This is a genomic window from Protofrankia sp. Cas8, from assembly GCF_963555845.1.
Classification (GTDB): domain Bacteria; phylum Actinomycetota; class Actinomycetes; order Frankiales; family Frankiaceae; genus Protofrankia.
Genome location: NZ_CAUVXI010000010.1, coordinates 1 through 6,003, shown reverse-complemented (window position 1 = coordinate 6,003; position 6,003 = coordinate 1). Strand labels below are relative to the sequence as shown.

Sequence of the window (6,003 nt, the reverse complement as noted above, 5' to 3'; positions counted from 1 at the left end):
TGCTGTCGGGTGCGGGAACCAGGTGCTTTCCAAGACGCGCAGCCGGGAGCTCGCCGGCTGGGTGGATGTCGTCCGCAGGATGCTCGCGGTCCTCGGGCTTGATCCGGTCGGGCAGTGGCCCGCGGCCGGTTCCGAGCTGCGACCAGCGCTGAGCGGGGTGATGGAGATCGTCCTCGATCTGCGGTCGGCCGCGCGTGCCCGGCGAGACTACGCCGAGGCGGATGGGATCCGCACCCGGCTCGCCGCCGGCGGCATCCTGGTTGAGGACACCCCGGAGGGACAACGCTGGCATCTGGCGTGAGCCAGCGGTCGGCATCCTGCCTGAGCCACTGGCTCGGTGACCTGCCGGCTGGCGGTGCGTAGGAACCACGATCGCGCCGCCGGCGGCTCTGCGGCCTGGCGTCGGAAAGTCGCTACCTGGAGATCATGCGGATCGTGATCCGGGTCCAGGCACCGAGGTACACCCGGTCGCCGTTGTGCAGTGGTACCGGCTGGCCCGGCGGGATCGGATTCGGTTCGTCGTTGAGCCGGGTACCGTTCGTCGATCCCGGATCGTGCACGGCGTAGCCGCCGTCCGCCATCAGCTCCAGCATGGCGTGTGCGCGGGAGATACCCGGGTCCTCCGGCGTGCCGGACAGGTCGATCTCCGGATGGATGCCGCGGGACTCACTGCGTCGCCCGATCAGCAGTCGGGGGCCGCTGAGGGCGAAGACCCGCCGCGGGTAGACCGTCGGGAACGGAACGCGATGGTCGTCGCCGCTGTCGTAGTATTCGCGTTCGGCCTCGACGACCACGTCCCAGCCGGTCTGCACCGCGCCCCGGACCGGTGCGGCAGGGCGTTCCCGCAGGATGAGGTCGAAGCCGCACACCTCGCAGAATCGCGCGCCCGGCTCGTTTGGACGCTGGCAGTTCGGGCAGGCGGCGCCATAACCGTCGCCGGAGTCCAGGGGCACCCGTCCGGGCTGGTTGGGACGGGCCCGGTGGTAGTCCGGCGGTGCTGGCATCGGGCCCCGTGGAGCACCGGTCGCACGGTCCAGGCCGAATGGATCATCCCCACCACCACCCGGGCCGGTGTGACCGGGTGCGTACGGGTCTGCGCGGTCCCTGTCGTAGCCCCACGGCTCGCCTCTACGTGGTTCGTCACGTGGGTCGCGAGGTGGGTCACGAGGTGGTTCGTCACGTGGGTCGCGATAGGGGGCCGCCGGGTAGCCGTTCGCGTCGTAGCCGCCGGGGGGGTAACCGGCTGGCGGGTAGGCATCCCGGCTGTACCCGTTCGGTGCGTAGCCGTCCGGTGCATAGCCGTCCGGTGGGTACCCGTCCGGTGCGTAGCCGTCCTGAGGGTAGCCATCCGCCGCGTAGCCGTTCGGGCGGTGTCCCTCCTGGGCGTAGCCGTCCCGATGGCGGTTCTCCGGGGCGTACCCGTCGGGGGGATAGCCGTTGGCGTCGTACCGCTCCGGTGCGTAGCCGTCCGGTGGGTACCCGTCCGGTGCGTAGCCCTCCGGTGGGTACCCGTCCCGGGGGTATGGCTCGGCCCCCGGCGGCCCACCATGGCCTGGCAGCGGTCGGGGCGCACCGCCCCGCTTGGCGTCCGGCGCACGCCGGATTCCCAGCGGGTCGACGGGGTCGACGCCGGATCGCCCCGTCCCGGACGGTCCTGTCCCGGACGGTCCTGTCCCGGACGGTCCTGTCCCGGACGGTCCTGTCCCGGACGGTCCTGTCCCGGACGGTTCCGCCGGCCGCCGACCGTACGAGTCCGCGGCGGACTGTGCCGGTTGCCGGGGTCGCTGGCGACCCGACCCGGCTCCGTCCTCCGGGGGGAGAACGTAGGGCTCCTGGCTGGCTACAATCCGCATACCGCACTGATCGCAGTAGTCGGGGGCCAGAGACAGGTGCCCATCTGGGCAGCGTGCACTCACCTGATCACCTGTTTACCCTGACGGTCTTGGTCGACTGGGTGTCAAGGACCATTTCGTCAATGGCGTCGACGTTCCGTTTCAGTCGAACCGTACCTGTGCTTGGGTCCTCGATGTCGACCACGTTCTGAAGTAGGTGGTATGTGGCTTCGTTGCCGGACTGATGGGCAAGCTGTGCGCTTCGGCCAAGTTTGATGGTAGCGGTTGCATCGTCGCCCTCGCGCCGGGCCTCGAGTCCTTCTTGGAGGAGGCGGGCAAGCTCGGCCTGGCCGGTGTAGTGGGCGACCGCCGGGGCGATCCGGGTAGAAAGATCGATATCGTTCGTCCAGATCGCGCGTACGAACGCCCGGGAGAGCACCTGATCGGAGACGACCACGTTGACCCGGGCCGCGAGCATCTCCACGTCGTCGTCCTGCGCCGGGACGGTTACGCACAGGTGGTAGTCGCGGGACTCGCTGCCCCAGGCGCCGGTCGGGTAGTCCGTGGTCCGTGCGTTCACCTGCACCGCGGTGGCGGTGAGCTCCTCGATCTGGGGCGCGACCTGCCGCAGGAAACGGACCGATGCGTCCCGCGGAGTCCACACCCGCAGTGAGACCCGGTCGACGGCGCGGTCCGTCGCTGTATCGATCATGGCTTGGAAGTCGGCGGCGAGATCCCGAGGATGGCGGATGGCGTCGACAGTGCCCAGCAGCGTCGTGGCGATCCGGCGCAGTTCGTCGACCCGCCAGTCGGCTCCAATGCCGCGGCAGTCGCACTGGAAGTGTCCGACACAGGCGGCCAGCGCGGCGTCGAACTCGGTCGAGCGCTCGCCGTTGCGTCCGTCGGTCAACAGGATCGCGTGGTGGATGGCGTTCGGGCGGGTGGCCATCAGTTCCCGGGTGCGTGCGAGCCAACGCCCGATTGCCGTGCCCCCGTCGGCATCAAGGCGGCCGACCGCGGTCTTCGCGGCTTCCCGGGTCCTGGCATTGGCCTGCGCAAGCTCGGGTCGCGCAGGATAGACGGCCTCGGCGATACCCGACCCCCGCACGATCGCAAACCATACGCCGTCACGCAGGCCGTCAATCGCCGCCTTCGCGGCCCGGCGTGCTTCGACAAGCTTCATCGGGGGTGCGGCCATCGATCCCGAACAGTCCAGCATGATGACCTCGGCCAGTTCCGTGGACCCGCCCGGGCCTGGCGGATCAATCGAGCTGCCCGAGGCCTTGACTGTGATCACCGCGTGTACGTCGGTGCCGCCACGGCCGAGGTAGGCGTTCTGGAAGACCTCCAGCGCGAACGGCACCGTCATCGCAGCTCCCTTTCACGGGAGTGCCCATCCGAACGTGCCGTGTCGATGCGTGCCGTGTCGATGCGTGCGGCCACTACCGTGATGTTGTCGTGGCCGCCGTGGTCGATCGCATGCCTGGTGAGGTGGCGGCCAATCATGATTGCCGGAGCGTCCGGCGGGAGCTCGCCGACCACCGCGGCCAGGTCCTCGGCCCGGGACAGGTAGTTCCACAGCCCGTCGGTACAAACGAGCACGGTGGCGGGCAACGCCAGCGGAAACACCCGGATGTGCGCGGTTACGTCCCCGGCGTCGGCGCCGAGCCAGCGGGTGAGCGTATGTGCCCGGGGGTCGGTCTCGACCGCGGCGGCGGGAATCAGGCCCGCGCGCGCAGCCTCGGCCGCCCATGTGTCGTCCTCACTCAGCCGTTCGACGCGGCCTGGACCGAGCAGGTACACCCGACTGTCCCCGATCCAGCCCACGGTGACGCTGCCGCCTCCGTCGCGGGTACGGGTGATCACGGCGGCGGCAAACGTGCACGACGGTGAGATGCATCCATCGACGATCGGCGCCCGGACCACCGCAGCCTGCGCGGCCGCGGCCGCGGCGTGGATCGCGTTTTCGGCATCGCGCTGGGAGAAGTCATCCTGAGGGACGTCGTGGTGAGAAAAATCATCCTTTGTGAAGTCGGCCTCGGAGAAGTCGTCCGCTACGACCCTGGGCGGCGTCGGGGGAATGTCGGACGCCGGCCACTGGAGGTCGTCGGAGCCGTAACCGCCGTAGGGGTCACGGTAGCCGGGCCGGTCCTCGTCCTCGCCGATGTCGCCGTAGCCGAAGGGGCCCGGGAACCCGTCCGATCGCTGGGGCTCCGTCGCGGTCGGTCGGTCAGCCCGGGGCGGCAGGTCAGCCCGGGGTGGCAGGTCGGCCTGGTGCGGCTGACTGGCCTGGTGCGGCTGGCCGCGCGCGGCGTACGAGCTGCGGACGGCCTCGGCAAGGACCATGGCTGCGGCGGCAGCCGCCGCCTGCGCCGCTGGGCCGGACCCGGGCGTGCTCGACACACCGTCGCAGACCACCCCGATCAGAGTGGAGCCGACCATGGCGACACCCATGGCGTCCTCGTTGGTGGTGTGCCGGACACCCCGGTCACAGACACCGGCAACCGGGCCGAGGTCGATCTCGCGGTGGTCTGCGTCGCCAGTCGTCAGTGGTGTCTCGCCTCGCAGCGGAGTTCCACAGGCTTCGCAGAAGCGATCATCCGAGTATGCCGGACTCGTGCACACCGGGCAATGCCCCCCGTTCTGGTCGATCCCGTCCCATCCCTTCTCCGGAGCGCGGCCCGCATGACCCGCCCGGTCTCCATGGCCGTTGCGGTGGGTAGCGCCGCGTCCGGTCACGCACATAACATGATCACACCAACGTCCGTGGCCGGACGCGGTTCGCCGCGTCGATCATGGCGATGCGCCGTGGTCGGGTCGCGGCGAGCCGGGCCAGGTCGCGATGCACCTGTTCCAGACCGAACCGCACGTCTCGGACGTGCAGTGACCTTCCCACGACGACGACGTCGTCGCCAGGCTGCAGTGTGCCTGCCGCCAGCCCCGCGAGCGCCGTTTCCAGGATCGCCAGCGCGAGCTCCGCCCGCGCCGGCGGATCGGCGGGCAGGGCATTGAGGAGCAGGGACGCCCGCGCGAGGTCAGCCCGTCCGGGCTGGGCACCGGGGTCCACCATCGTCTGGATGACGCGGATCTGGGCGGGCAGGTATGCCGCGGACGTCCGTGGCACCCGCGACCAGGCCTCGATCGCACCGGGCAGGTCCCCAGCACGAGCCCGGACCCGGGCGAGACCGAACGCGGCGGAGGTGAACGACGGGTCGGTCCGGGAGACGACATCGAACATGCGCGCGGACGTCGTCGGGTCGATCGTCTCGGTCGCGAGGGCGAGCGCGAGCTTGGGGGCCAGCTCGCCGGGTACGGCTCCATAGACCCGGTCGAAGCAGGCGCGGGCCGCGTCGCTCCGGCCGGCGGCGAGAGCGAGCAGCCCTCGGTACCAGTCGGTGCGCCACTGGTAGGGGTCCTCCTGCGCGACGGCCGCGAGCAGTGCCTCCGCGCGATCATCCCGGCCGGCCTCCAGCCAGGCGCGGGCCAGTCGCAGCCGGGTCTGCGGCGTCGGCGAGCCGATCGCCGACAGCAGCTCGGTCAGTGCGTCGGGCGCCACGTCGGGGAGCGCGGCCAGGGTGGCGCCGGCCGGATCATCCGGGTCGGGGCCGCAGGCGGGCAGGACCAGCCACGGCGGTCCGGCGACGCTGCCGTCCGGGTCCTGCCCGGTCAGGTGTGCATCCGAGGAGAACAGCCGGCTCGGAGCGGGATTCGCCCGTCCGTCGTCGATCGCGACGATCTCTCGGAGGATCTTGAGTAGCTCGTCGAACATCTCGTCCGCCCCGGCGAACCGGGCATCGGGATCGATCTCGGTCGCCCGCAGGAGGAACCGGTACAGCGAGTCGTGCTGGACGAGTACCTCGTGCTCGTGCTGCGGGGGCATCGTGACGGCATAGGTGGTGGTGTTGCCCCGGAAGTTCAGGATCAGGGCCGCCAGCGACCGGCCGATCGTGAACAGATCCGAGGCGATCGACGGCCCCAGTTCGGCGACTTCGGGCGCCTGGTAACCAGGGGTCGCGTACGACGGGCCGAGGTCGTCGATGCGCTGCACCGCGCCGAGGTCGATGAGCTTGAGCGAGTCGCCGGACAGCATCACATTGTCGGGTTTGAAGTCGCAGTAGACCAGGCCCTGGCGGTGCAGGTAGCTGAACGCCGGCAGGATCGCCAGGATGTA

4 protein-coding genes and 1 pseudogene are annotated in these 6,003 nt (G+C 70.4%); 1 reads left to right on the top strand and 4 read right to left on the bottom strand.

Going from position 1 to position 6,003, the window contains the following annotated elements; translation table 11 throughout:
• Positions 1 to 301 (top strand): annotated as a pseudogene (locus U9977_RS03335) (cysteine--tRNA ligase); the annotation flags it as partial.
• Between the two features lie 112 nt (positions 302 to 413).
• Here the strand turns inward: U9977_RS03335 and U9977_RS03330 are convergent.
• The 4 genes from U9977_RS03330 to U9977_RS03315 form a co-directional block, all read right to left on the bottom strand.
• Positions 414 to 1,853: an FHA domain-containing protein gene (locus U9977_RS03330; protein ID WP_322747668.1), complete on the bottom strand. Its 1,440-nt coding sequence runs from the start codon at positions 1,851 to 1,853 to the stop codon at positions 414 to 416.
• A gap of 67 nt (positions 1,854 to 1,920) precedes the next feature.
• Positions 1,921 to 3,201, bottom strand: a complete 1,281-nt coding sequence (locus U9977_RS03325; protein WP_322747667.1) for a VWA domain-containing protein — start codon at positions 3,199 to 3,201, stop codon at positions 1,921 to 1,923.
• Entirely contained in the window at positions 3,198 to 4,577 is a 1,380-nt protein-coding gene (locus U9977_RS03320; RefSeq protein WP_416210460.1) for a protein phosphatase 2C domain-containing protein, read from the bottom strand. Before U9977_RS03320 ends, U9977_RS03325 begins: the two co-directional genes overlap by 4 nt.
• Positions 4,578 to 4,584: 7 nt before the next feature.
• A partial coding sequence (locus U9977_RS03315; RefSeq protein ID WP_322747665.1) for a tetratricopeptide repeat protein occupies positions 4,585 to 6,003 on the bottom strand: 1,419 nt, incomplete at its 5' end.